We start from the raw sequence: 25926 nt of genomic DNA, 5'->3' as shown, positions 1-25926 counted from the left end.
TAATTTCTAAAATTAATTATAGAAATTGAATTTTTCTTTTAATTTTTTCATATAATAAGAAGAATTAGATTTCCACTTATTGAATCCATCGTTTCGAAGAATACATGATTGACATTGACCACATCCTTTTCCTTGAATACCTTTATAACAAGTTACTGTATTATCAAGAATAAATTGAGTAGAATTCCAATAATCTGACAAAGCCCATATTTCTGCTTTACTTAAATTAATTAAAGGAGATAAAAAGTTAATCTTACAGTTCATACCAACTTGAATTACATCATTCATTTTTTTAAAAAGTCGTTTCGACAATCTGGATAACCAGAAAAATCGATTTCATTTACCCCTAAAACAATTGAATCAATTTCATTATTAAAAGCATATATAGAAGACAAAGTTAAAAATAGAATATTACGACCTGGAACAAATGTACTTGGTAAAAAATTATTTAACGGATGATTATCAAAAATAGAAAGTTTTTCATCTGTTAAACTACTTGTGGAAAGATTCTGTAAGAATTTTACATCTACGAATATATGTTTTTTAACATTAAAATAATTTGATATAAAACGAGCAGAATCAATTTCAGATTTATGTAATTGATTGTAATCAAATGTAATACAGTAAATTTGTTTACATATATTACTGTAATGTATCAAACAAGTAGTTGAATCTTGTCCACCACTAAAAATTATTAGTATTTTTTTCATGATTTTTAAGTCATTTAATTATTTATAATTAATTTATAAAAACGATTTAGAAATTAATATTGTATATGATTAATTTACAAAAATATATTTAAATATAAATTCATTTTATAAAAAAAATTCAATTTCTACTTGAATAAAAATAATTTAAATATAATTTTTTTTTAATTTAGAAAAAATTAAAAATTAAATAAAAAAACATGTAATATTAAAAATATATATTTTAAATATTTAAATTTTAGGATTCCTTTGTGAGATTGTTCAATCAACTAAAATGGTATTTTATAAAAGAATGGAAACGTTATTTAGGATCAATTTTATTATTAATAATAATAGCTTTTTTACAATTGTTGCCACCTAAGATAATTGGAATTTTAATAGATTTAATCATAAAAGAAAAAATGAGTGGTTTTAAAATACTACCGTGGATTTCGATTATTCTTTTTATTGCTATTATAGTTTACATACTGCGTTATTTATGGAGAATTCTTTTATTTGGTGCCTCGTACAAATTAGCTACAGAGTTACGAGTAAAATTTTATTCTTATCTCAGCAAACAAAGTGAAATATTTTTTTTGAAAAATCGTACTGGAGATTTAATCGCTAGAGCCACTAATGATGTTGATCGAGTGGTATTTGCAGCAGGAGAAGGGGTCTTAACACTAGTAGATTCATCTGTAATGGGTATTTCAGTATTAATAGTCATGATAACTCAAATTAGTTGGTTATTAACTATAATATCATTAATACCAATGCCAATTATGGCAATTTTAATAAAAAAATATGGAAAAGAACTTCATAATACTTTTCGAAATGCTCAAAGTGCATTTTCTTTATTAAATAATCAAACACAAGAAATATTAACTAGTATTCGAATGATTAGAGCATTTGGATTAGAAAAAAATCAATTGAAAAAATTTAATCAAATTGTTAATGAAACTGGAAAAAAAAACATGCAAGTTGCAGAAATAGATGCTCGTTTTGATCCAGTAATTTATTTATCAGTTGCATTCTCTAATTTATTAGCTATTGCAGCAGGAGGATGGTTAGTTTGGAATAGTACTATTACAATCGGACAATTGACTAGTTTTATTATGTATTTAGGTCTAATGATTTGGCCAATGTTAGCATTAGCATGGATGTTTAACATTGTTGAAAGAGGTAGCGCAGCTTGGGATAGAATTCATTCTATTATTAATAAAAATTTATATATAGAAGATGGAAAAAAAACAATACTAAATATAAATAGAAAATTAAATATTAATATTGATATGTTTTTTTATCCTAAAAGTAAAAAACCATCTTTAAAAAAAATTTATTTAAATCTTAATCCTGGACAAACTTTAGGAATTTGTGGTCCTACAGGATCTGGAAAGAGCACGCTGTTAAAACTAATTCAACGACAATTTAAAATTAATAAAGGAGAAATACTTTATAATTCTTTGTCATTGTTGGAACTAAAAATTGATTATTGGAGAAGTAAAATAGCAGTTGTAAATCAAACTTCATTTTTATTTTCAGATAGTATATCAAACAATATTGCTTTAGGTAAACCTAATGCTTCTAAAAAAGAAATCGAAAAAGCAGCTAAATTAGCTGATATACACAAAGATATTATATGTTTACCTCAAGGATATAATACTCAAGTAGGAGAACGGGGCGTAATGCTTTCTGGTGGTCAAAAACAAAGAATAGCCATTGCACGTGCACTATTGTTAAGTACAGAAATACTAATTTTAGATGACGCTTTATCCGCAGTAGATGGTAAAACAGAAAACAACATTTTAAAAAATTTAAAAAAATGGAAAGAAAAAGGATATTCTTTAATAATTGTAGCACATCGATTATCTGCATTAATTAATGCAGATGAAATTATAGTAATAAAAAAAGGTAGTATTATTCAAAGGGGTAATCATGCGAAATTAATAAAAGAAGAAAATTGGTATCAGTCTATGTATCGCTATCAAAAGCTAGAAACAGAAATTGAGGATATTTAAAAAATAAGCGAGAAATTTATAATATGGATCATTTAATACAATTTTGGCCAATTTTAAAACGTTTAACAATTTATGCAATACCTTGGAAAAAAAAAATAATATTAGCATTTTTTTTACTTTTCAGTGGTGCGACCTGTGAAGTTTTAGGGCCAATTTTAATAAGTTATTTCATTAATAATGTTTTATCTAAACATGCATTAAATTTTAAGTTAATACTGATGATTATAATATTTTTTATAGTACTACAAATATTAGCAGTTTTTTTTAACTACTTTCAAAGTATTTTCTTTAATAAAATAGCTGTAGGAATAATTAATAAACTCCGCAATGATGTCATGAATGCAGCACTAAATCAACCTATCAATCAATTTGATTCTCAACCTATCGGACAAATGATCTCAAAAGTAACTAATGATACTGAAGTTATTAAAGAATTGTACGATACAGTGGGCCCTACTTTCTTTCGAAGTATAACTTTAATTATAATTATATTATTTGCAATGTTTACTCTAGAATGGCATATGGCAATGATAGCTATATTCATTATTCCTTTAGTAATTATCGTAATGTCAGTATACCAATACTATAGCACTCCACTATTAAGAAATGTACGATATTATGTAGCTAATATTAATAATAAATTTAATGAAACTATTAATGGTATGAATGTTATTCAACAATTTAGACAACAAATAAGATTTGAAAAAAACATAAAAGAAAGCAGCGAATTACATTATTTAGCTAGAATGAAAATATTAAAATTAGATGGTTTTTTACTAAGACCGCTGTTGAGTTTATTATCAGCTTTAGTACTTTGTAGTTTTATGTTTTTATTCAGTTGTTTTTCTAATAGATTTCTTGAAGTAGGTATATTATACGCTTTTATTACGTATCTTGGTCGTCTTAATGAACCATTAATTTCAATTACCATTCAACAGTCTATATTACAACAAGCCGTAGTAGCAGGAGAAAGAATATTTTCTCTTATAGATTCACCAAAACAAAAGTACGGAAAAAATAAAGAAGAAATAAAAAGTGGAAAAATAAACATTAAAAATCTAAGTTTCAAATATAAAAAAGATGAAAAAAATATACTTAATAACATTAATATCTACATTCCATCTAAAAGTTTTGTAGCATTTGTAGGTCAAACAGGAAGTGGAAAAAGTACCTTAGCTAATCTGTTAATGGGATATTATCCTATAAAAAATGGAAAAATATATTTAGATGATAAATCTATTGATTGTATATCTCATGACGTTTTACGAAAAAACATTCTGATGGTACAACAAGATCCAATAATTCTAGCAGACACTTTCTTTTCTAACATTACACTGGGAAAAAAAATATCTGAAGAAAAAATATGGAATGTATTAAAAACTGTTCACCTTTCTTCTTTAGTTCAATCGATGCCAAAAGGCATTTACTCTATTTTAGGAGAAGAAGGAAATAATTTATCTCTTGGACAAAAACAATTATTATCTATTGCAAGAATACTAGTACGCAATCCTAAAATACTTATATTAGATGAAGCAACTGCTAATATTGATTCAGGAACTGAGCAATTAATTCAAAAAACTTTATCTTCTATAAGAAAGAAGACCACATTAATTGTGATAGCTCATAGACTTTCAACGATTATTGAAGCTGATACTATCGTAGTACTAAATAAAGGAAATGTTGTTGAATTTGGAAAACACAATCAATTATTAGAAAAAAAAGGTTTTTATTGGAAAATGTACAGTTTTCAACTATCTAAATGTTAACATTTAGGAGTTCCTGTTAGCTTTATCAAAACACCTGTATCAACTGATGTGGCTGCTTCTTTCCAGATCTGACCAATTTTTCAATTTAACAGTGCTTGGAGCTAACAGAAAACTCTATTTTATAATTAAATTTTTAAATTTTATGGTATAGAATATAATTCTATATTTTATAGACCAAATATATATTTGACAACTAATATTTTTAATATTACAAAAATTAAATAAAGTTTTTACAATAAAAAGAGAATACTTTCATATTATTAAAAATATTGATAGCATAATAATATTTTTATAAAGAAAAATAATATATGATTTATCAAATACTAGCAAGAAAATGGCGTCCTCAGTCTTTTAAAGAAATCATTGGTCAAAAATATATAGTTAAAGCTATATCTAATGCATTTTCTCTCGGAAGAATTCATCATGCATGGTTACTATCTGGAACAAGAGGTGTAGGAAAAACTACAATTGCTCGTTTAATCGCTAAAAGCTTAAATTGTAGAAAAGGTATAACACCTTTTCCATGTAGAAAATGTACTATTTGTCAAGAAATAGAAAAAGGTATTTGTCTTGATTTTATTGAAATAGATGCAGCATCACGTACGAAAGTAGAAGAAATGCGAGAAATTTTAGATAACATTTATTACTCGCCTTCTAAAAGTCGTTTTAAAATATATTTAATTGACGAAGTTCATATGTTATCTAAACATAGTTTTAATGCTCTTCTTAAAACTCTTGAAGAACCGCCTCAACATATAAAATTTATTTTAGCTACAACAAATATAGAAAAAATACCTAAAACAATTATATCTCGTTGTTTGTATTTTAAATTAAATATATTATCTGAAGAAGATATTTTTAATTATATAAAATATATTTTAGAAAAAGAAGGTAATAACTTTGACCAAGAAGCATTAAAAATAATATCTTATTATGCTAATGGAAGCATGAGAGATGCACTCAATTTATTAGAACATGCTATACATTTAAGTGAAAATAATATTAATTTAAAAAATACAACTGAAATGTTAGGTATACCAAACAAAAAAAATGCTTTCTTATTAACAAAATTTTTATTAGAAAAAGATTCAAAAAAAATGATGTGTTTATTGAATAAAATAAGTAAGATAGGTTTAGAATGGCAAAATATTTTAATAGAAATGTTACGCTTTTTACACCATATTGCTATGTTAAAATCTTATCCAAAAACATGGAATCAAATTTTCATAAAAAAAAATGAAAATGAAATTAAAAAAATTGCAGAAAACAACAGCAAGTATAATATTCAGTTATGTTATAAAATTTTATTAAAAGGTAGAAAAGAATTATGTTTTTCACCTAATCATAAAATGGGAGTAGAAATGACTTTACTCCAAGCAATTACAGAAATAAAAAAATAAAAATTATTTATTAAAATTAGAATTTAAAAAAAGAGAAAATAAATATGTTTACTAAAGGTGGATTAGGAACTCTTATGCAACAAGCTCAACAAATGCAAGAAAAAATGGCTAAAATACAAGAAGAAATAGCTAAAATGGAAGTTACAGGAGAAGCAGGAGCAGGATTGGTAAAGGTAACTATTAATGGAGCACATAATTGTAGACGTGTAGAAGTAGATCCTAGTTTATTAAAAGATGATAAGGATATGCTAGAAGATTTAGCTGCTGCTGCTTTCAACGATGCTACTAGAAGAATATCTGAAGTTCAAAAGAAAAAAATGTCTGCTATATCTACAGGAATGCAATTACCTGCAGGATTTAACATACCAGTATAAATAAATTATATAAGATAAAAAAAATAAGAAATATCATTTACTAGATAATAGATTTTTAATAAATCTTTTTTTAAGATTTATAATTAATTTATACTTCATATTTTTCTATTTAATACACTAAAAAAATTTACATCTATTAAAAATTCATTGGAATTTTTAATAAAAAAATTTTTAAAATAAATTATATAATTTATTTTTTAAAAAGAGATTTTTATATGAATACACAAAAAAAAGAAGTCTATAATTTTCAATCTGAAGTCAAACAGCTATTACATTTAATGATTCATTCTTTATACTCAAATAAAGAAATATTTTTAAGAGAATTAATATCTAATGCATCAGATGCAATAGATAAATTAAGATTTCAATCTATATCAAATCCAGAATTATATGAAAATAATAGTGATGTTAAAATTCAAATATCTATTAATAAATCGCAACGAACTTTAATTATTAGTGATAATGGCATTGGAATGACACGTCAAGATGTAATTGAAAACTTAGGAACCATTGCCAAATCAGGCACTAAATCATTTATAAAATCTTTAGAGAAAAAAGAAAAAAATGTAAAAAATGAATTAATTGGAGAATTTGGTGTTGGTTTTTATTCGTCTTTTATAGTGTCAAAAAAAGTGTCAGTAAGAACAAGATTTGCAGGGAATAAATCTGATCTAGGTGTATTATGGGAATCATCTGGAGAAGGTAAATACAATGTTACTGACGTAAAGAAAAAAACAAGAGGTACTGAAATTACTTTATTCTTAAAAGAAGAAGAAGAAGAATTTTTAGAATTGTGGAGAATTCAAAATATAGTTAGTAAATATTCCGATCATATTACTGTACCAGTTCAAATACAAAAATATGATGAAAAAAATAAAATATATTTTTGGGAACAAATTAATAAAGCTAAAGCATTATGGACGAAAAACAAATCTTCTATCAGCGAAAAAGAATATCAAGAATTTTATAAACACCTTACAAATGATCAAAACAATCCACTTTTTTGGAGTCATAATCATGTAGAAGGAACTAATGAATACATTAGTTTGTTATTTATTCCTGAAAAAGCAGCTTGGGATATTTGGAATAGAGACAATAAATCCGGTTTAAAATTATATGTAAAACGTGTCTATATTATGGATAACTCTCAAGAATTTCTTCCAAACTACTTAAGATTTATTAGAGGATTAATAGATTCAAATAATTTACCTTTAAACGTTTCTCGAGAAATATTACAAGATAACTCTATTACACAAAACTTAAAAAAAGCATTAATAAAACGATCATTAAAAATGCTTCAAACACTATCAAAAAAAGATGATAAAAAATATCAAAAATTCTGGAATCAATTTGGATTAGTTTTAAAAGAAGGTCCAGCAGAAGATAGTAAAAATCTAAATTTAATTGCAGATCTATTACGATTTACATCTGTTCAAAATAAAAGTTCCGAACAAACTATTTCGCTCGAAAAATATATGTCTAATATGCATGAAAAACAAGAAAAAATATATTATATTACCGCAGATAGCTATACATCAGCAAAGAATAGTCCTCATTTAGAATTATTTAATAAGAAAAACATTGATGTTTTATTATTATCAGATAGAATCGATGAGTGGATGATGAACTATCTTACTGAATTCAAAGGAAAAAAATTTCAATCTATCAGTAAAGAAGACTTGTCGTTAAATAAATTAATAAAAGAAAATAAAACTCAAAAAGAAAAATCAATAGAAATAATAGAATTTTTAAAAAAAGTAAAAAAAACTTTAGGAGATAAAGTAAAATCAGTACGATTAACGTATCGATTAACAGAAACGCCATGTATTGTATTAAGCGATTCAAATGAAATGAGTACTCAAATGGCAAAATTATTTAGTGCAGCAGGACAAACTGTTCCAGAATTAAAGTATATATTTGAAATTAATCCAGAACATGAATTAATAAAAAAAATTTGCAAAATAAAAGAAGATGAAAAATTTGATGAATGGATTAAATTATTGCTAGATCAAGCATTATTTGCTGAAAAAGGAAATTTAGAAAATCCACATGAATTTATTGCTAGAATGAATAAATTAATTTTAGAACAATAAAAATATGATTACTACTTTTTTATAGTAGTAATCTCACATCTAAAACTATTTTTTAAATATAAAAAGACAATTATGCGTGTTATTTTATTAGGTGCTCCAGGTACAGGAAAAGGAACGCAAGCAAAATTGATTGCAGAAAATTATAATATCCCTAAAATATCAACAGGAGATATATTAAGAGAACAAATTCAAAAAAAAAATATAATTGGTAAAGAAATACATAATCTTTTAAAGAATGGAGAATTAGTTTCTGACGAGATTGTTTCTAATTTAATAGGAAACAGAATTCAAGAAAAAGATTGTATTAATGGTTTTTTATTAGATGGATTTCCAAGAACACGGGAACAGGCTAAATATATATCAAATCTTAAAATAAAAATTGATTATGTCTTAGAATTAATAGTTCCATATGAATTGATCTTAAAAAGAATATGCGGAAGAAGAGTACATACTCCATCTGGAAGAATTTACAACATAAACTTTAATCCACCAAAGGAAGAAGGAAAAGATGATTTAACTCAAGAAAAATTAAGTATAAGAGAAGATGATAAAATTGAGATTATTAAAAAAAGATTAGAGAATTATGAAGAAAATGCTTATTTATTAAATCAATATTATTTAAAAGAAAAAAACTTAAAAAAGTTAAACTATTTTAAAATTGACGGAAAAAAAGATATTTTAAATATTCAAAAAAAAATAAATATGATTTTAAAAAAAAGATAAATATTTATTTTTTTGCGTTCTACAGGATTCGAACCTGTGACCTACGGCTTAGAAGGCCGTTGCTCTATCCATCTGAGCTAAGAACGCACATAATTTTTTTAATCAAAGTAAAATTTAACATTAAAACAACATATATGCAACTAAATTAATATGAATATTTTATATATTGTATATAAAAAATTATATCAAAATTTAAAAAATTTTTTATTAAAAAACAAAAAATTAACTGAGCTATGAACTTAATGTCCGCAATAATCATAAATGGCAAAAAAATTGCAAAAAAAATAGAAACAAACATTTTAAAAAAAATAGAAAAAAGAAAAGAAAAGAAAAAAAGAATACCAGGATTAGCAGTAATTTTAATAGGAAAAAATCCTGCTTCTGAAATTTATGTAAAAAGAAAAATATCAGCGTGTAAAAATGTTGGATTTATTTCTAAATATTGGAGTTTTCCTATAGACATTAATGAAAAAGAAATATTAAATCTTATTAAAAAATTGAATGATGATATCAATATAGATGGTATTTTAGTACAATTACCTATACCTAAAAAAATAAATTATTATAAAATATTCAGTAGTATCAGAATTGATAAAGATGTAGATGGTTTTCATCCATATAATGTAGGTTCTTTATGTCAAAGAAATCCTATCTTAAGAGCTTGCACACCTAAGGGAATAGTCACAATGTTAAATCATCAAAAAATTAAAACTAATGGACTTAATGCCGTAATGATAGGAGCGTCTAATATAGTAGGAAGACCGATGAGCATGGAATTATTATTAGCTGGATGCACTACTACAGTAACACACAGATTTACCAAAAATTTAAAAGATCATGTTAAACATGCTGATCTATTAGTAGTAGCAGTTGGAAAACCAAATTTTTTACATGGAGATTGGATAAAAGAAGGTGCTATAGTTATAGACGTAGGTATTAATAGATTAAAAGATGGATCTATAGTAGGTGATGTAGATTTTAAATCAGCATGTCTAAAAGCTTCTTATATTACTCCAGTACCGGGAGGAGTTGGTCCGATTACAGTTGCAACACTGCTTGAAAACACTTTAGAAGCATGTGAAAAATATCATGATTGTTAAAAATTTAAAAATATATTATTTTTTATAATACCATAAGGTTTTCTCAGGTAAATCTTCTAATTGAATATTGAATTTCATTAATTCATTACGTAATTGATCAGCTTCTTTCCATAACTTTAATTTTCTAGCAAGATTCCGTTTTTTAATTAAAGATTCAATTCTTTCTATAGTTTGATTATCAAAAAATGATTTTTTTTGTAACAAATATTGTGATGCATTCAACAAAAAACCTAAATCACCAGCTAATTTTTGTAATCTAAACGCAAAAAAATTTGATTTAGATAAATTTGTTTTTTTTAAATAATTAATTTTTCGAGCTAATTTAAATAAAATAGAAAAAGCTTGAGGTGTATTAAAATCATCATTTAAAGCGTTATAAAAATCTGTTTCAAAATTTAAACCTTCTACGGCATTAAATATAGGTTTTGTATTAAATAACGTCATATATAAATATTCTAATGATATTTGAGATTTTTTTAAATTTTCTTCAGTATAATAAATAGGATGCCGATAATGAGTAGACAAAAAGAAAAAACGCAATACTTCAGCTTTGTATTTTATTAAAACATCCTTTAAAAAAAATGAATTACCTAAAGATTTAGACATTTTTTGATTTTTAACGATAACTAATCCTGAATGCATCCAAAATTTTACTTTAAATTTTTTATTTAAACATCTTGATTGAGATATTTCGTTTTCATGATGAGGAAAAAGAAGATCTGAACCTCCTCCATGAATATCTATGCAATCTTTAAAAAAACTATTAGTTATAGCTGTACATTCAATATGCCAACCAGGACGTCCTTTACCCCAAGGTGAATCCCAAAAAAGTTTTTCTTCTTTTTTAGATTTTTTCCAAAGTATAAAATCTAATAAGTTTTGTTTTGTTTTATTTATAGTAATACGTTTTCCGGATATTAGTTTATCTACGGATTGACGAGACAAAGTTCCATATAATGAATCACTATTTATTGAAAAAATTACATCACCATGATTATTAACATATGCGTTTTTATTTTCAATAAGTTGTTTAATAACTTTAATTATATCGCTAATATAATTGGTAACTCGAGGCTGTTCATCAGGAGGAGAAATACCTAATAAAGAAAAATCTTTATTCATCTCTCTTATCATCGTATTTGTAAAAGTATTAATATCAATTTTTTCTTTTAATGATTTTAAAATAATTTTATCATCAATATCTGTAATATTACGAACATATTTTACTTGAAATCCTATTAAGCGCAAATAACGCACTATCATATCGAAAACGACAAAAGTACGTGCATGACCGATATGACAAAAATCATATACAGTAACTCCACAAACATATAAATTAATTTTTTTGTTTTTAATAGGTTGAAAAACTTCTTTTTTAGAAGTTGCTGTATTAAAAATTTTTAACATAAATTTCTCATGCAATATTTAAAAAAAAATAAAAAAAATATATTATTTTCTATAATATCAATATGCTAAAATAATTACATATATTAATATTTATTTTTTTGTAAAACATTTTAAATAATATGTTTATATGAAAAATATAACAGATTAATTCATTTTTTTAAAATTAAAAAAATTTATTAAAAATAAAACCAGGATTAATTAATGAAGACAAAATTACGAGAAATGTTAAAATTCCCTTGTTTTTTTACTTATAAGATCATTGGTTTAGCACAACCTGAACTTATTGATCAAATAATAAAAGTCATTCAAATTCAGATTCCTGGAGATTATACACCTCAAGTAAAGTCAAGTAATCGAGGTAATTATCTTTCTGTTTCTATTACAATATGTGCAAAAAATTTTGAACAGATTGAAACACTATATCATGATATTAGTAAAATAAATATGGTAAGAATGGTTTTATAAAAAATATAAGATCTTACATAGTACAGCTCGATAAAGAGCCGTACTAAAAAAGATTTTTATTTTTTAGTTAAAAAATAAAATAAAATCTATAAACTAATAACATTAGCAGCAGATGGCCCTTTTGCTCCCTCAGTAATTTCAAATTCAACACTTTGACCTTCTGCTAGAGTTTTAAATCCATTACTTTGTATAGCTGAGAAGTGAACAAATACATCTTTACTACCATCTTCTGGAGTAATAAAACCAAACCCTTTAGATTCATTAAACCACTTAACATTACCTTTAATCTTGGACATCTATATTACCTTCACATGAAAAAAATATACTAAATTGAAAAAACACATTGAAACAATTATAAATGATTTTTTTATAAAAAAATCAAAAATAATAGAAAATTTTTAATAGATTAACATGTAAATTTATTGTTAGCCAGAAAGTAATTTATTTTAAAAATAACACTAAAAGTTATTTAAAAAAATAAAATTATACTTTCTACATATTAAAACTATTTATTTAAGTAAATATTTGACACAATTTTATTTCAAATACAAAAAAACCCGAAAATTTTCGGGTTTTTTTGTATTTGCCTGGAGGGTACCTACTCTCACACGGGGAGACCCCGTACTACCATTGGCGTTGTAGCGTTTCACTTCTGAGTTCGGAATGGATTCAGGTGGTACCACTACACTATTTTTACCAGGCATTTTTAATGCTATTATAATATATATATATTAATACAACAATAAATTCAGTAAAACAAGCTTTTTTATATTTTTTTATAAAAAACACCTCTGGTGTTGTAAGGTTAAGCCTCTTGGGTCATTAGTACTAGTTAGCTCAACATATTGCTATGCTTACACATCTAGCCTATTAACGTTGTAGTCTTCAACGTCCCTTCAGTAAACATTTCTGTTTCAGGGAAGATTAATCTTGGGGCAAGTTTCGTGCTTATATGCGTTCAGCACTTATCTTTTCCGTATATAGCTACCGGGCAATGCCATTGGCATGACAACCCGAACACCAGTGATACGTCCACTTCGGTCCTCTCGTACTAGAAGCAGCCCCCCTCAATCTTCCAACGCCCACGGCAGATAGGGACCGAACTGTCTCACGACGTTCTAAACCCAGCTCGCGTACCACTTTAAATGGCGAACAGCCATACCCTTGGGACCTGCTTCAGCCCCAGGATGTGATGAGCCGACATCGAGGTGCCAAACACCGCCGTCGATATGAACTCTTGGGCGGTATCAGCCTGTTATCCCCGGAGTACCTTTTATCCGTTGAGCGATGGCCCTTCCATACAGAACCACCGGATCACTAAGACCTGCTTTCGCACCTGCTCGCGTCATCACGCTCACAGTCAAACTGGCTTATGCCTTTGCACTAACCTCACGATGTCCGACCGTGATTAGCCAATCTTCGTACTCCTCCGTTACTCTTTGGGAGGAGACCGCCCCAGTCAAACTACCCACCAGACACTGTCTCTGCACCGGATTACGGCACTAGGTTAGAATACCGAATTGTAAAGGGTGGTATTTCAAGTTTGGCTCCATTAAAACTGGCGTTTTAACTTCTTAGCCTCCCACCTATCCTACACATTAAAATTCAGAATTCAGTGTCAAGCTATAGTAAAGGTTCACGGGGTCTTTCCGTCTTGCCGCGGATATGCTGCATCTTCACAGCAATTTCAATTTCACTGAGTCCCAGGTGGAGACAGCCTGGCCATCATTACGCCATTCGTGCAGGTCGGAACTTACCCGACAAGGAATTTCGCTACCTTAGGACCGTTATAGTTACGGCCGCCGTTTACCGGGGCTTCAGTCTAGAGCTTCAAGTTTCCTTTAACCCCTTCGATTAACCTTCCGGCACCGGGCAGGCGTCACACCGTATACTTCCACTTTCGTGTTTGCACAGTGCTGTGTTTTTAATAAACAGTTGCAGCCAGCTGGTATCTTCGACTAGATTCGGCTCTAGGAGTAAAATCCTTTCACCTAAAACTAGCGTGCCTTCTCCCGAAGTTACGGCACTATTTTGCCTAGTTCCTTCACCTGGGTTCTCTCAAGCGCCTTAGTATTCTCTACCTAACTACCTGTGTCGGTTTGAGGTACGATTTAATATTACCTGATGCTTAGAGGATTTTCTTGGAAGCGTGGTATTAATTACTTCATCACCGTAGTGATTCGTCATCATGTCTCAGATTAAAGATAATCGGATTTGCCTAATTATCATACCTACACATTTAAACCAGGATTACCGTCACCTGGATAATCTAACCTTCTTCGTCCCCCCTTCGCAGTAAAATTAAGCACAGGAATATTAACCTGTTTTCCATCGACTACGCTTTACAGCCTCGCCTTAGGGGTCGGCTTACCCTGCCCCGATTAACGTTGGACAGGAAACCTTAGTTTTTCGGCGAGCAGGTTTTTCACCTGCTTTATCGTTACTCATGTCAGCATTCGCACTTCTGATACCTCCAACATATTTTACAATACATCTTCATAGGCTTACAGAACGCTCCCCTACCCAATAAAAAATAATTTTTATTGCCGCAGCTTCGGTGCATAATTTGAGCCCCGTTACATCTTCCGCGCAGGCCGACTTGACCAGTGAGCTATTACGCTTTCTTTAAATGATGGCTGCTTCTAAGCCAACATCCTGGCTGTTTATGCCTTCCCACATCGTTTCCCACTTAATTATGACTTTGGGACCTTAGCTGGCGGTCTGGGTTGTTTCCCTTTCCACAACGAACGTTAGCACCCGCTGTGTGTCTCCCGTGATAACATTCTACGGTATTCGGAGTTTGCATCGGATTGGTAAGCCGGGATGGCCCCCTAACCGAAACAGTGCTCTACCCCCGTAGATGAATTCACGAGGCGCTACCTAAATAGCTTTCGGGGAGAACCAGCTATCTCCCGGTTTGATTGGCCTTTCACCCCTAGCCACAGGTCATCCGCTGATTTTTCAACATCAGTCGGTTCGGTCCTCCAGTTGGTTTTACCCAACCTTCAACCTGCCCATGGCTAGATCACCGGGTTTCGGGTCTGTACCCTGAAACTTAACGCCTATTTAGGACTCGGTTTCCCTTCGGCTCCCCTATTCGGTTAACCTTGCTACAGAGTACAAGTCGCTGACCCATTATACAAAAGGTACGCAGTCACATTTCTAAAATACTTAATGCTTCCACTGCTTGTACGTACACGGTTTCAGGTTCTATTTCACTCCCCTCGCCGGGGTTCTTTTCGCCTTTCCCTTACGGTACTAGTTCACTATCGGTCAGTCAGGAGTATTTAGCCTTGGAGGATGGTCCCCCCATATTCAAACAGGATTTCTCGTGTCCCGCTCTACTTTTTGAACTCACAATAAAAATTATTTCGCATACGGGGCTATCACCTTGTATCGCTGAATTTTCCAAATCATTCTGCTATAATATAGAATTGATTATAGTTCTGGGCTTTTCCCTTTTCGCTCGCCACTACTAAGGGAATCTCGGTTGATTTCTTTTCCTCAAGGTACTTAGATGTTTCAGTTCCCTTGGTTTGCTTTATTAGTCTATTTAATTCAACTAATAATGATACATAAAATGTATCGGGTTTCCCCATTCGGAAACCGACGGTTATAGCGCTTCATATCAGCTTGCCGTCGCTTTTCGCAGATTAGCACGTCCTTCTTCGCCTCTGACTGCCAAGGCATTCACCATGTACGCTTATTTGCTTAACCTTACAACCCACAGGTGTTTTTTTTGCAATAAATATTATTTATGCTTGTTTTCCGAATTTTTAAAGAGCTTTTTGAAAAAAAATAAAATATTTTTTTCAATATTTTTTAATGATAACACAAGAATTTAAAATAGTATACAATATTTTTTAAAATATTTTTAAATATTTTTATTTATCGTCCCCTAGGGGATTTGAACCCCTGTTGCCGCCGTGAAAGGGCGATGTCCTAACCTCTAGACGAAGGGGACTTTTTTAAAATATAAAATAAGTTTTTAATTTATTTTTTTAAAAGTATTACATTAAATAATACAGATCGAAAAAAAAGAGTCAAGTGTTTTCTTTAATAATATAAGAGAATATATAAAAAAATCATTTATAAAAATATAAAAAGTAAATATTAAATTTTTTTTAAAAATTAATATAAAAGAAAAATCAATTCCGACTTAAAGTATTAATAATATAGTTTGTTTCTGGAAATACATTATGCCATTCTAAAAAAGAATAAGCTGCTTGAAAAACTAACATTCCTATTCCATTAGAAACAAAATCTACTCCTATTCTGGAACACCAATCAATAAAAGGTGTATTTTCTGTACTATAGTTCATATCATAAAAAAAAGTTTTAGCAGATATTAAAGATAATGGTACGAAGTTTTTTTTCTTAATATTTCTTGACATAGCGTTAATAACTAAATCAAAATTTTGTTTTTTAAAAACTTTTTTTTCAAAAACAAAAATTTTTCCATATGTATTAAATTGTTTAACTAAATTCTCAGCATTTGAAACAGTTCGATTCAGAATATAAATTGAACAACCTAATGACAAAAGAGGTAAAAGAACTCCCTTAACAGCACCTCCTGCACCAAGTATTAATATAGAAAAATTTTTTTTTATAAACTTTAATCTAATTAAATCAGATAACAATCCTATACCATCAGTGTTATCTCCTAAAATACATTTATCGTTTACTTTTTTCAAAGTATTTACAGATTGCGCAATATTTGCTCTTTTAGTTAATTTGCTAGAAAAAAAATACGCTTCTTTTTTAAAAGGTGCTGTTACATTAGCGCCTTTAACGTTTTTTTTAAACAAATTAGAAACTTCTAAAGAAAACTGACCTAATGGAATATTAATTGCTTTATAAATATGTAAAATACCTGTCTGTATAGAAAAAAAATCATGGATTTTAGGAGATTGGCTATGATCAATCGGATTTCCAAATAAAGCATAATTAAACTTTTCAAGTTTGCACATAACGAATTAATTTTCCATTAATAATATTAATGATTTTAGAGGGATGACGTTCATTTCCTATAGGACCATAAAATAATGGAAAATTTTTTCCAAAATTTTTAAAAACATCCTTTTGAGTAAGACATGGAGACATATTTGAAAAATTAGCACTTGTAGAAACTAATGCTTTTCCAAAAATATTACATAACTTAATTATACCCAAATGGGCGCTGATTCGAACAGCTACTGTATCAAACTGACCAGTCAACCAATAAGGTACTAAAGAGTTTGCAGGAAGTAAAAAAGTATAAGGTCCAGGCCAATGAAAAAAAATCGTTTTTTTTTGCTGTACAGATAATTTACTTTCATTAATGTACATTTTTATCTGATTATAATTTGAAGCAACTAATATCAGTCCTTTTTTTATACTTCTCTTCTTCAAACATAATAGTCTTTTAACCGCTTTTTCACTTGTAGGATCACATCCTAATCCAAACATTGATTCAGTAGGATATGCAATAATTTTTTTATCATACAGAACACGTATACATCGAATTAACGAACTAAAAACATAATCTTTACTCATTAAAAGATTTCTCATAATAAAAATTTAATGAACAATTTCAGCTTTAAAATTAAATAATAAATTTTCAAGTTTTCTGTAAACAATTTCACATCCTGGAATGTTGAATAATATAATTAAAACAATCCATTTCAAATCCTCAAGGTTTAAGTAACTAATATCTAGAGCCATAATTCTTTCAATAATTATTTCACGTGTATTTAATGTTAATATTTCCAACTGTTCCAAAAAAAGTATAAAACCACGACAATCAGAATTTAATTTCAATTCTTCTTCTTTAGTATAAATGCGAGTTGTAGTATGATTTAAAGATAAATTAATTGATGAAATAATATTTTTTTTATAACAAGACAAATTTTTTAACCAATGTAAAGCTTTATAAATATCTTTTGATCGGAAACCTATATCCGATAAATCACTAGTTAAACTTTCATAATCAATAGAAATTTCTGATTCACTATGAACATAAGTTTCAAATAAATATATTAATATTTCAAACATTACATCCTCAATCACATATTAAAAAGTTTAAATTTTTATATAATATTTTATACATTATATTACTTTTTCATCAATATTGTTATATACATAACATGTAATATTTAATAATTGATTACACATTTATTAAAAAATAATTATCTTTTTTCTAAAAATTTAAAAAAGAATAAAAAGTTAACTTTTAATTATTAAAAAAAAGTTTATACTAGTATATAAAATTAAATTATTTTATATCTAAATATATGTCTGTTTTAAAAATACTACATTATCCTGATCCACGACTAAGACTTATAGCTAAACCTGTTTCAAACATAACTAAAGAAATACGTATTATTGCTAGTAATATGATAGATACGATGTATCAAGAAGAAGGAATTGGTTTAGCAGCAACACAAGTAAATATTCAGTTACAAATAATTGTGATTAATAAAACGAATCAAAGAGAAAATAATTTAATTCTTATTAATCCAAAAATTATTGAAAAAAAAGGCAGCAGTAGTATTGAAGAAGGATGTTTATCAATTCCAGAATATCGTGCTTTTGTTCCACGTTTTAATTATATAAAAATTGAAGCTATAAATTTAAATGGAAACAAAATAAAAATAGAAGCAGATTCAATTCTGTCTATTTGTATACAACATGAAATAGATCATTTAAACGGAAAGCTTTTTATAGACTATCTTTCTGCCCTCAAAAAAGAAAGATTTTTAAAAAAAATAAAAAAAATTAAAAAAAGAATGAAATAAAAATTTTTAAAAAAAGTAAAAAAGGAAAAATAAATTTGAAAAAATTAAAAATTATTTTTGCCGGGACATCACATTTTTCTATGAAATACTTAGACGAGTTAATAAAATCTGAACACAAAGTAGTAGCTGTGTTTACTCAACCTGATCGTCCTTCTGGAAGAGGTCAAAAAATAATTTTTTCTCCTGTAAAAATACTATCTATAAAAAAAAACATTCCTTTTTTGCAACCATTAGAACTAAATAACGAAGAAATACAAAATAAAATATTAACTTTTAATCCAGATATAATGGTAGTCGTTTCCTATGGAAAACTAATACCAAAAAAAATACTGACTATGTTTCCAAACGGTTGTATTAACGTTCATACTTCATTGTTGCCAAGATGGAGAGGTGCAAGTCCTATTCAATCAGCAATTCTATTCGGAGACAAAGAAACAGGTATAAGTATAATTAAAATGAATGAAAAAATGGACGCTGGACCTATAATAAACTCAGTTAAATGCAGTATTTCTTGTAAAGACACAACTGAAACCTTAACATTTAAATTAATTAAAATTGGAATTAAGGCATTATTAGAAACTTTATATTATATAAAGAAAAACACTATTTTTGAAAAAGAACAAAATGAAAAATATGCAACTTTTTCAAAAAAAATATCTAAAAAAGATGCTTTGCTAAATTGGAATACTAAAGCATATCTTTTAGAAAGATCAATACGTGCTTTTAATCCTTGGCCTATTTGTTATTTTATAGTCAATAAAACGCGAATAAAGGTATGGAAAGCAAAAATTATACCAAATGTTAAAAAAGGTATTTCTATAGGAGAAATAGTTTCTTTTAACAAATGTGGAATTCAGATAAATACAGCTCATCAAATATTAAACCTTCAAAAAATACAGTTTCCTGGAAAAAAAATTATAAATGTAGAAAAAATTGTTTTTTCTAAAAAAGATTGGTTTAATACAGGAAAAATTATCTAATTTAAATACAAAAAAAATATATAATACGTATTATTTTAATATTTATTAAAAATACCAAAAGATGAGCAAACGGCGAACTTCCGTTTGCTTTTAATTATAGAGAATATTAATATCTTTTCTTAAAAAGAATTTTAATTATTTTTCACACAATTTTTATTTCTTGACAATTTCTTTCTTTTCTTGACTCTTTTTAACACGGTCAACTAGTTCAATATAAGCCATAGGTGCCTTATCTCCAGATCGGAATCCACATTTTAAAATACGAGTGTAACCGCCTGGTCTATGATAAAAAACAGGAGCAATTTTTTTAAATAATTTTGCTACTACTTCATTATTACGAATACGAGAAAATAACAATCTTCTATGTGATACAGTATCTTTTTTAGATAAAGTAATCATAGGTTCGACAATACGTCGCAATTCTTTTGCTTTTGCTAACGTAGTTTTAATAATCTCGTTAAGAATTAACGAACAAACCATATTTTTAAACATAGCATTACGATGATCACCCTTGCAGTTTAATTTACGACCAATTTTCCGATGCCGCATAAATTTATCCTTTTTAAAAATAAGAAGATAAGTAATATCTAATTAATATTTAATATTATTCTTCTAAAATACTCGATGGAGGCCATTTTTCTAACTTCATTCCAAGAGATAAATTTCGAGCAGCTAATATATCCTTAATTTCAGTCAATGATTTTTTACCTAAATTAGGAGTTTTTAAAAGTTCTACTTCTGTTCTTTGAACTAAGTCACCAATATAATGTATTGATTCAGCTTTAAGGCAATTTGCAGAACGAACAGTTAGTTCTAAATCATCTACAGGACGCAATAAAATAGGTTCAAATTCAGGTTTTTCTTCTTTTATTTCAGGTTCTCTTACATCTCTTAAATCAACAAATGCTTCTAATTGTTCAGATAAAATAGTAGCAGCACGTCGAATTGCTTCTTCAGGATCTATCGTTCCATTTGTCTTCATTTCAATAATTAATTTATCTAAATCTGTTCTTTGTTCTACACGTGCTGCTTCTACATTATAAGAAATGCGATTTATTGGACTATAGCATGCATCTACTAATAAACAACCTATTGGTCTCGAATCATCTTCCATATGAATTCTAGAAGAAGCAGGAATATAGCCTCTTCCACGTTGTACCTTAATTCTCATTTGAATAGAAGCATTTTCATCAGTTAAATGACAAATTAAATGATCTGGTTTAATAATTTCTACATCACCATCATGAATAATATCAGCTGCAGTAACAGAACAAATTCCTGATTTCTTCAAAGAAATAAAAACTTCATCTTTTCCGTGTACTCTTACTGCTAATTCTTTTAAATTTAATAAAATTTCTAAAATATCTTCTTGCACACCTTCTTTAGTACTGTATTCGTGTAGTACTCCATCAATTTCAACTTCAGTTACAGCATATCCTGGCATAGAAGAAAGCAGAATTCTACGAAGTGCATTTCCTAATGTATGACCAAAACCTCTTTCTAATGGTTCTAAAGTAACTTTAGTATGAGTTGAAGTAATTTGTTCAATTTCAACTAAACGTGGTTTTAAAAAACCGATAATAGAATTCTGCATAATATCCTCTCGATTAAGAGTGAACTTTCTATTTAGAATAAAGTTCTACAATTAAATGCTCATTAATTTCTGCAGATAAATCAGAACGTTCAGGAAATCTTTTAAAAATTCCTTCCATTTTAGTAATATCGACTTCAATCCACATTGATTTTTCTCTTTGCTCAGTAAGTTCTAAAGAAGCTTTTATTCTAGATTGATTTTTAGATTTATCTCGTACAGAAATACGATCATTAGGAGAGATTTGATATGAAGCAATGTTAACAATATTATTATTTACTTTAATTGATTTATGATTTATTAATTGTCTAGATTCAGAACGAGTACAACCAAATCCCATTCTATAAACTATGTTATCAAGTCTTCTTTCTAACAATTGTAATAAATTTTCTCCAGTATTACCTTTTAAACGAGACGCTTTTTTATAATATATTCTAAATTGACGCTCTAAAACACCATAAAGACGACGAACTTTTTGTTTTTCACGTAATTGAATAGCATAATCTGATAATCTTGGTTTTCGAATCCCATGTTGTCCAGGTGGATGTTCTAATTTACATTTAGAATCTATTGAACGAAATCCTGATTTTAAAAACAAATCAGTACCTTCACGTCGACTTAACTTTAATTTAGGACCTAAATATCTTGCCATTTTATTCTCCAATATTTCCTAAAATTTAAACACGACGTTTTTTAGGAGGACGGCAACCATTATGAGGAATAGGTGTTACATCAGTAATATTTGTAATACGAAAACCAGCGGCATTCAACGCTCGAATAGTAGATTCTCTTCCTGGTCCAGGTCCTTTGACCATTACTTCTAAATTTTTTATGCCGTAATCTTTAACTATTTCAGCACATCGTTCGGCAGCAATCTGCGCCGCAAAAGGAGTTGATTTACGAGAACCTCTAAAACCTGAACCTCCAGACGTTGCCCAACCTAAAGCATTTCCTTGTCTATCAGTAATAGTAACAATAGTATTGTTAAATGAAGCATGAATATGAGCTATACCATCTGTAATTTGTTTCTTTATACGTTTTCGTGTTCGAACAGCTGAATTTTTTACCATGATTAAAATTACCTAAATTATTTTTTTATTGCTTTTCGAGGACCTTTACAAGTTCGAGCATTAGTTTTCGTTCTTTGTCCACGGACTGGTAAACCTCTTCGATGACGTAGGCCTCGATAACAATTTAAATCAATTAAACGTTTAATATTTAAAGTTTTTTCTCTTCTTAAATCACCTTCAACAACATATTTAGCAACATTTTCTCTTAATAATTCAATTTCTTCTTCTTTTAAATCCGAAATTTTACAACTTTCAGAAATATTTGAATTAAAACAAATAATTTTAGAACGTTTTTTTCCAATTCCATATATGGAAGTTAATGCAATTAAAGTATGCTTATGTTCAGGAATATTAATACCTGCAATACGCGCCATTTTATAAAACCTTTTAAAATTGATGAAAAATTATTAATTTAACAATTTATTTAAAATATATTAACAAATTTTAGAAAAATTTTTTATTAGAATATTTTATTAATAAATATAGTTTTAACCCTGACGCTGCTTATGTTTAGGATCATTACTACAAATTACTCGAACAACATTATTTCTTCGTACTATTTTACAATTTCGACAAAGAACTTTTACAGAAGCTTTAACTTTCACTCTATTTTCCTTTTTTATAGTAAAAATAATTTAATTTAAATTAGCTTTTTTTAATACAGATTCATATTGACTCGACATAATTAAAGTTTGAATTTGAGTAATAAAATCCATAATCACAACAACAACAATCAATAAAGATGTTCCACCAAAATAGAACGGAACGTTCATAGCACTTCTCATAAATTCAGGTATTAAACAAATAAATGTAATATATAACGAACCAAAAAGTGTTAATCGAATCATAATCTTATTAATATATTTAGCTGTTTGTTCACCTGGTCTAATTCCTGAAATAAAACCACCTGATTTCTTTAAATTATCTGCAGTTTCACGAGGATTAAAAACCAATCCAGTGTAAAAAAAACAAAAAAATATTATAGAAAAAATATACAATACTAAATACAAAGGTTGATTAGGTTGAAAATAAAAAGAAATAATTTTTAGTAAATACCATTTTTGATCTATTCCAAACCAAGATATAATTGTTATAGGAAATAAAACAACACTGGAAGCAAAAATAGCTGGTATAACACCTGCCATATTTATTTTTAAAGGTAAATGAGTACTTTGAGTAGAATAAATACGACGACCTTTTTGACGTTGAGCATAATGAATAATAATTTTTCTTTGACTACGCTCAATAAATACAACAAAAAAAACAACAGAAAAAATTAATATTAAAATACATAAAAATAATAGTATATGTAGATTACCTTGTCTAGTTTGCTCAATTGTATGAACTATAGCTGACGGCAAACCAGCTATTATACCTATAAAAATTATGATAGAAATTCCATTACCAATACCACATTCTGTAATTAATTCTCCTAACCACATTAAAAACATTGTACCAGTAACTAAAATAACAATAGCAGTAAAATAGAAATAAAAATCAGGATGAATTATAATTTGATGCATACCTGATATTTTAGGAAGACTTGTAACAATACCAATAGCTTGAAATAGTGCTAATACTAAAGTAGTATACCTTGTGTATTGATTAATTTTACTACGTCCAACTTCTCCTTCTTTTTTAATTTCAGATAAAGAAGGAATTACTAATGTTAATAATTGAATAATAATAGAAGACGATATATACGGCATAATTCCTAATGCAAAGATAGAAGCACGACTTAGAGCACCACCAGAAAACATATTAAACATTTCAATAATAGTACCTTTCTGATTATTTAATAACCTAGACAAAATTGTCGTGTCAATTCCAGGAATAGGAATAAAAGAACCAATGCGAAAAATAATTAATGCAGTAATTACAGAAAAAATTCTTTGCTTAAGTTCATTTGTAACTTTTGAAGTATTATTAAAATTTAATCCTAATTTCTTAATCATTGTTTACCGCTTATCCTTCAATTTTACCGCCATGGTTTTCAATTGCAAGACGAGCGCCTCGAGTTACACGTAAACCACGTAATATTAAAGGAACTTCTAATTTTCCTGAAAGAATAACCTTTACATATTTAATGTTTTTATTAATAATATTTTCTTTTCTCAAAATTTTTAAATCAATGATATTACTAGATAATTTTGATATATCTGACAAGCGAACTTCTGTTGTAATATTTTTTTTATGAGAATTAAACCCAAATTTAGGAAGTCTTCTATAAAGAGGCATTTGACCTCCTTCAAAACCACGATTAATATGACCTCCAGATCTAGATTTTTGACCTTTATGACCTCGACCTGCAGTTTTTCCAAAACCAGAACCAATGCCACGACCTAATCGTCTATGATTTTTCCGAGATCCTAAAGATGGAGAAAGAGTATTTAAACGCATCTTATTATTCCTCTTGTATTTTTAAAATATAAGATACTTTTCTTATCATACCTCTAATAGAAGGAGTATCCTGACGTATTACACTATGACCAATATGACGTAAACCAAGTCCTAATAACGTTTTCTTGTGCTTAGGTATTCGCCCTATTGAACTTTTAATTTGAGTTATTTTAATTGTTTTCATCAAAAAATTTATCCTAATATATCTTCAATAGGTTTATTTCTTTTAGCAGCTATCATTTCTGGAGATTTCATATTAGTTAAACCATTTATAGTAGCACGAACTACATTAATAGGATTTGTTGAACCATAAGTTTTAGCTAGTACATTATGTATACCAGCTACTTCTAAAACTGCACGCATGGCTCCACCTGCAATTATTCCTGTTCCATCTGAAGCGGGTTTCATAAAAACATTAGATCCAGTATGTGAACCCTTTAATGAATGCTGTAGAGTTTTATTGACTAATGGTATAGTGATCATATTACGTCTAGCTTTTTCCATAGCTTTCTGGATTGCTGCTGGAACTTCACGAGCTTTTCCGTAACCAAAACCAACACGCCCTTCTCCATTTCCTACTACTGTTAAAGCAGTAAATGAAAATATACGACCACCTTTAACTGTTTTTGAAACACGATTTACAGTAATTAATTTTTCTTGTAGTTCACTATTATTTTTTTTTTCGATATTAGCCATTCTATATTTTTCACCTTAAAACTTTAATCCAAAATTGCGTGCAGAATCTGCTAGTTTTTTTATGCGTCCATGATATTTGAAACCAGATCGATCAAAAGAAACTTTAGAAATACCTTTTGACAAAGCTCTTTCAGCAATAATTTTACCAATAATTTCAGCCGCTTCTTTATTTCCGGTATATTTTAAGTCTAACTTAACTTTTTTTTCTAAAGTCGAAGCAAAAACTAAAACTTTTGCTTCAGGAGAAATTATTTGAGCATACATATGACGAGAAGTTCTGTGTACAACTAAACGAATCGCACCTAATGATTTAATTTTACAACGTGCCTTAACAGATCGACGTATACGAGAAATTATTTTTTTATTCCTATAAAACATCAT

26 protein-coding genes, 2 tRNA genes, 2 rRNA genes, 1 other RNA gene and 1 pseudogene are annotated in these 25926 nt (G+C 28.1%); 10 read left to right on the top strand and 22 right to left on the bottom strand.

What is annotated here, in order from left to right; all coding sequences use genetic code 11:
- Positions 1 to 12: 12 nt before the first annotated feature.
- Positions 13 to 710, bottom strand: a pseudogene (gene queC, locus D8S97_RS01340) (7-cyano-7-deazaguanine synthase QueC).
- Positions 711 to 958: 248 nt separating this feature from the next.
- Here queC and D8S97_RS01335 point away from each other — a divergent pair.
- Both D8S97_RS01335 and D8S97_RS01330 read left to right on the top strand, forming a co-directional pair.
- Positions 959 to 2704 (top strand): SmdA family multidrug ABC transporter permease/ATP-binding protein, encoded by a 1746-nt coding sequence (locus tag D8S97_RS01335; protein ID WP_158361111.1) that lies wholly within the window; start codon positions 959 to 961, stop codon positions 2702 to 2704.
- Between the two features lie 23 nt (positions 2705 to 2727).
- Positions 2728 to 4470: a SmdB family multidrug efflux ABC transporter permease/ATP-binding protein gene (locus D8S97_RS01330; protein WP_158361110.1), complete on the top strand. Its 1743-nt coding sequence runs from the start codon at positions 2728 to 2730 to the stop codon at positions 4468 to 4470.
- An 11-nt stretch (positions 4471 to 4481) separates the two neighbouring features.
- On the opposite strand, the gene ffs is transcribed toward D8S97_RS01330, so the two are convergent.
- An RNA gene (ffs, locus tag D8S97_RS01325) (signal recognition particle sRNA small type) lies at positions 4482 to 4577 on the bottom strand.
- A gap of 201 nt (positions 4578 to 4778) precedes the next feature.
- On the opposite strand from ffs, the gene dnaX reads away from it, so the two are divergent.
- The 4 genes from dnaX to adk all read left to right on the top strand — a co-directional run bounded on the left by dnaX (position 4779) and on the right by adk (position 9060).
- Complete coding sequence (gene dnaX / locus D8S97_RS01320) at positions 4779 to 5870, top strand: DNA polymerase III subunit gamma/tau (RefSeq protein WP_158361109.1); 1092 nt, start codon at positions 4779 to 4781, stop codon at positions 5868 to 5870.
- Positions 5871 to 5914: 44 nt separating this feature from the next.
- Entirely contained in the window at positions 5915 to 6244 is a 330-nt protein-coding gene (locus D8S97_RS01315; RefSeq protein WP_158361108.1) for a YbaB/EbfC family nucleoid-associated protein, read from the top strand.
- Between the two features lie 215 nt (positions 6245 to 6459).
- The gene (gene htpG / locus D8S97_RS01310) at positions 6460 to 8337 is read left to right on the top strand and encodes a molecular chaperone HtpG (protein ID WP_158361107.1); all 1878 of its coding nucleotides are present in this window, start codon (positions 6460 to 6462) and stop codon (positions 8335 to 8337) included.
- 72 nt (positions 8338 to 8409) lie between these two features.
- A complete protein-coding gene (gene adk / locus D8S97_RS01305; RefSeq protein ID WP_158361106.1) occupies positions 8410 to 9060 on the top strand; it encodes an adenylate kinase in 651 nt (216 codons plus the stop codon).
- A gap of 13 nt (positions 9061 to 9073) precedes the next feature.
- Here adk and D8S97_RS01300 read toward each other — a convergent pair.
- Positions 9074 to 9147 (bottom strand) — tRNA-Arg (locus D8S97_RS01300).
- Between the two features lie 155 nt (positions 9148 to 9302).
- Between D8S97_RS01300 and folD the strand changes: the two genes are divergently transcribed.
- A complete protein-coding gene (folD, locus tag D8S97_RS01295) occupies positions 9303 to 10160 on the top strand; it encodes a bifunctional methylenetetrahydrofolate dehydrogenase/methenyltetrahydrofolate cyclohydrolase FolD (RefSeq protein WP_158361105.1) in 858 nt (285 codons plus the stop codon).
- Between the two features lie 15 nt (positions 10161 to 10175).
- Here folD and cysS read toward each other — a convergent pair whose 3' ends face one another.
- Positions 10176 to 11567, bottom strand: a complete 1392-nt coding sequence (cysS, locus tag D8S97_RS01290) for a cysteine--tRNA ligase (protein WP_158361104.1) — start codon at positions 11565 to 11567, stop codon at positions 10176 to 10178.
- 201 nt (positions 11568 to 11768) lie between these two features.
- Between cysS and ybeD the strand changes: the two genes are divergently transcribed.
- On the top strand, positions 11769 to 12032 hold the full coding sequence (gene ybeD, locus D8S97_RS01285) for a DUF493 family protein YbeD (protein ID WP_158361103.1): 264 nt from the start codon (positions 11769 to 11771) through the stop codon (positions 12030 to 12032).
- A gap of 86 nt (positions 12033 to 12118) precedes the next feature.
- Here ybeD and cspE read toward each other — a convergent pair whose 3' ends face one another.
- The 7 genes from cspE to D8S97_RS01250 form a co-directional block, all read right to left on the bottom strand.
- The gene (gene cspE, locus D8S97_RS01280) at positions 12119 to 12328 is read right to left on the bottom strand and encodes a transcription antiterminator/RNA stability regulator CspE (RefSeq protein ID WP_009874442.1); all 210 of its coding nucleotides are present in this window, start codon (positions 12326 to 12328) and stop codon (positions 12119 to 12121) included.
- A gap of 289 nt (positions 12329 to 12617) precedes the next feature.
- A 5S ribosomal RNA gene (rrf, locus tag D8S97_RS01275) occupies positions 12618 to 12733 on the bottom strand.
- A gap of 100 nt (positions 12734 to 12833) precedes the next feature.
- A 23S ribosomal RNA gene (locus D8S97_RS01270) occupies positions 12834 to 15749 on the bottom strand.
- A gap of 175 nt (positions 15750 to 15924) precedes the next feature.
- Positions 15925 to 15996, bottom strand: a tRNA-Glu gene (locus D8S97_RS01265).
- 184 nt (positions 15997 to 16180) lie between these two features.
- The gene (gene aroE, locus D8S97_RS01260; RefSeq protein WP_158361102.1) at positions 16181 to 17002 is read right to left on the bottom strand and encodes a shikimate dehydrogenase; all 822 of its coding nucleotides are present in this window, start codon (positions 17000 to 17002) and stop codon (positions 16181 to 16183) included.
- Entirely contained in the window at positions 16989 to 17480 is a 492-nt protein-coding gene (locus D8S97_RS01255; RefSeq protein ID WP_410002696.1) for a Sua5/YciO/YrdC/YwlC family protein, read from the bottom strand. The genes aroE and D8S97_RS01255 overlap by 14 nt, the downstream gene beginning before the upstream one ends.
- 111 nt (positions 17481 to 17591) lie before the next feature.
- Complete coding sequence (locus D8S97_RS01250) at positions 17592 to 18065, bottom strand: DUF494 family protein (RefSeq protein ID WP_158361100.1); 474 nt, start codon at positions 18063 to 18065, stop codon at positions 17592 to 17594.
- 239 nt (positions 18066 to 18304) lie between these two features.
- On the opposite strand from D8S97_RS01250, the gene def reads away from it, so the two are divergent.
- Complete coding sequence (gene def / locus D8S97_RS01245; RefSeq protein ID WP_158361099.1) at positions 18305 to 18808, top strand: peptide deformylase; 504 nt, start codon at positions 18305 to 18307, stop codon at positions 18806 to 18808.
- A 35-nt stretch (positions 18809 to 18843) separates the two neighbouring features.
- Positions 18844 to 19788 (top strand): methionyl-tRNA formyltransferase, encoded by a 945-nt coding sequence (gene fmt / locus D8S97_RS01240; protein ID WP_158361098.1) that lies wholly within the window; start codon positions 18844 to 18846, stop codon positions 19786 to 19788.
- Between the two features lie 153 nt (positions 19789 to 19941).
- On the opposite strand, the gene rplQ is transcribed toward fmt, so the two are convergent.
- From rplQ to rplR, 11 genes are all read right to left on the bottom strand, one after another.
- Positions 19942 to 20337 carry a 50S ribosomal protein L17 gene (gene rplQ / locus D8S97_RS01235; protein WP_158361097.1) on the bottom strand — a complete coding sequence of 132 codons (396 nt, stop codon included), beginning with the start codon at positions 20335 to 20337 and terminating at the stop codon, positions 19942 to 19944.
- Positions 20338 to 20392: 55 nt separating this feature from the next.
- On the bottom strand, positions 20393 to 21382 hold the full coding sequence (locus D8S97_RS01230) for a DNA-directed RNA polymerase subunit alpha (RefSeq protein WP_158361096.1): 990 nt from the start codon (positions 21380 to 21382) through the stop codon (positions 20393 to 20395).
- Positions 21383 to 21410: 28 nt separating this feature from the next.
- Complete coding sequence (rpsD, locus tag D8S97_RS01225; protein ID WP_158361095.1) at positions 21411 to 22031, bottom strand: 30S ribosomal protein S4; 621 nt, start codon at positions 22029 to 22031, stop codon at positions 21411 to 21413.
- Positions 22032 to 22056: 25 nt separating this feature from the next.
- Positions 22057 to 22449, bottom strand: coding sequence for a 30S ribosomal protein S11 (gene rpsK / locus D8S97_RS01220; protein ID WP_158361094.1), 393 nt, complete (start codon positions 22447 to 22449; stop codon positions 22057 to 22059).
- A 17-nt stretch (positions 22450 to 22466) separates the two neighbouring features.
- Positions 22467 to 22823: a 30S ribosomal protein S13 gene (rpsM, locus tag D8S97_RS01215; RefSeq protein ID WP_158361093.1), complete on the bottom strand. Its 357-nt coding sequence runs from the start codon at positions 22821 to 22823 to the stop codon at positions 22467 to 22469.
- Between the two features lie 114 nt (positions 22824 to 22937).
- Positions 22938 to 23054 (bottom strand): 50S ribosomal protein L36, encoded by a 117-nt coding sequence (gene rpmJ, locus D8S97_RS01210; protein WP_158361092.1) that lies wholly within the window; start codon positions 23052 to 23054, stop codon positions 22938 to 22940.
- Positions 23055 to 23084: 30 nt separating this feature from the next.
- Positions 23085 to 24404, bottom strand: coding sequence for a preprotein translocase subunit SecY (gene secY, locus D8S97_RS01205; RefSeq protein WP_158361091.1), 1320 nt, complete (start codon positions 24402 to 24404; stop codon positions 23085 to 23087).
- A gap of 10 nt (positions 24405 to 24414) precedes the next feature.
- Positions 24415 to 24849, bottom strand: coding sequence for a 50S ribosomal protein L15 (gene rplO / locus D8S97_RS01200; RefSeq protein WP_158361090.1), 435 nt, complete (start codon positions 24847 to 24849; stop codon positions 24415 to 24417).
- 4 nt (positions 24850 to 24853) lie between these two features.
- Positions 24854 to 25036: a 50S ribosomal protein L30 gene (rpmD, locus tag D8S97_RS01195; protein WP_261789587.1), complete on the bottom strand. Its 183-nt coding sequence runs from the start codon at positions 25034 to 25036 to the stop codon at positions 24854 to 24856.
- A 5-nt stretch (positions 25037 to 25041) separates the two neighbouring features.
- Positions 25042 to 25545 carry a 30S ribosomal protein S5 gene (gene rpsE / locus D8S97_RS01190; protein ID WP_158361088.1) on the bottom strand — a complete coding sequence of 168 codons (504 nt, stop codon included), beginning with the start codon at positions 25543 to 25545 and terminating at the stop codon, positions 25042 to 25044.
- Between the two features lie 15 nt (positions 25546 to 25560).
- Complete coding sequence (gene rplR / locus D8S97_RS01185) at positions 25561 to 25926, bottom strand: 50S ribosomal protein L18 (protein WP_158361087.1); 366 nt, start codon at positions 25924 to 25926, stop codon at positions 25561 to 25563.

This window comes from Buchnera aphidicola (Rhopalosiphum maidis), from assembly GCF_003671935.1.
In the GTDB taxonomy this organism is placed as follows: domain Bacteria; phylum Pseudomonadota; class Gammaproteobacteria; order Enterobacterales; family Enterobacteriaceae; genus Buchnera; species Buchnera aphidicola_AL.
The sequence above is the reverse complement of the archived record's forward strand: the minus strand, read 5'-3'. Positions and strand labels throughout refer to the sequence as shown.